This is a genomic window from Streptomyces sp. W16, from assembly GCF_033194735.1.
In the GTDB taxonomy this organism is placed as follows: Bacteria; Actinomycetota; Actinomycetes; order Streptomycetales; family Streptomycetaceae; genus Streptomyces.
Genome location: NZ_JAWOAI010001105.1, coordinates 1 through 1185, shown reverse-complemented (window position 1 = coordinate 1185; position 1185 = coordinate 1). Strand labels below are relative to the sequence as shown.

Below are 1185 nucleotides of genomic sequence, written 5' to 3'. Positions count from 1 at the left end.
CGCGCCGGGGCCCGGGAATGGGTCGGTGGGTGAGCCGGCCACCGAGGCCAGGTGGCGTTCCGCGCGGGCGTCCAGCGGTGACGGCACGCCGTCGGCGACCGGCTCGGTGAGCGCCTGCGGCAGTACGACGACGGCGAGTGATCCGCCGTACGACGAGGCCTGGAGGCTGGCGGTGATGCCGTGGCGCTGGGCCAGGTGGCCGACGGTGAAGAGACCCAGGCGCGGGTCCTCGCCCAGTGTGGTGAAGCTGAAGTCCCTGGGGTGGTGCAGGAGTTCGTTCGCCGCCGCGTACTCGTCCACCGCAAGGCCGAGCCCGCGGTCCTCGACCTCGACGGCGTATCCCTGCGCCACCGGCAGTGCGCGGACGCGTACTTCGGTGTGCGGAGGGGAGAACGTCACGCCGTTCTCGATCAGTTCGGCCATGAGGTGGATCGTGTCGCCGACCGCCGGGCCCAACACCGCTATCGGCGGCAGGGGTTCGACGACGACCCTGGTGTAGCCCTCGATCTCGGACACCGCGCTGCGCAGCAGGTCCGCGAGCGGCACCGCGTGCTTCCAGCGGCGCCGGGGGGCCGCGCCGGACAGCACGGTCAGGCTCTCCGCGTTGCGCCGCATCCGGGTGGCGAGGTGATCAACGCGGTAGAGATCGGCGAGGAGTTGGGGATCCTGCTCCTTGCGTTCCATGGAGTCGATCACCGTGAGCTGACGGTGCACCAGGAGCTGGATCCGGCGGGACATGTTGTGGAAGACCAGCCGCGCGCCCTCGCGCAGTGAGGCCTGCTCCAGCGCGACGCTCACCGCGGTCCGCTGGGCGCTATTGAAGGCCTCCGCGACCTTGCCCAACTCGTCGGTGCCGTAGTCGAGTTCGGGCAGGTCGTCGAGTTCTGCGCGTTTGCCCTGGGTGCGCAGCCGGGTGATGAGTTCGGGCAGTCGTTCCTCGGCCAGTTCGAGGGTCTCCGCGCGCAGGCCGGACATCCGGCCGAGGAGGGAGCGGGTGATGCGCCAGGACAGCAGGGCGACGGCGAGTACGGCGACCAGGGCGAGGGCGCTGCCCAACAGCGCCTTGACGAGCACCTGGTGGGTGCGGTCCGCGGAGTCCTTGGTGACCTTGCCCAGGAACTGGCCCTCCACGGCCTGCACCGCGGCGGACACCCGCCCCGGGGCGGCGGCGCGGGCGGCCGGGAC

At 71.6% G+C, this 1185-nt stretch carries 1 protein-coding gene; it reads right to left on the bottom strand.

Going from position 1 to position 1185, the window contains the following annotated elements; translation table 11 throughout:
- On the bottom strand, window positions 1-1185 hold a 1185-nt coding region (locus tag R6V09_RS53460; protein ID WP_327098138.1), incomplete at both ends, for a sensor histidine kinase.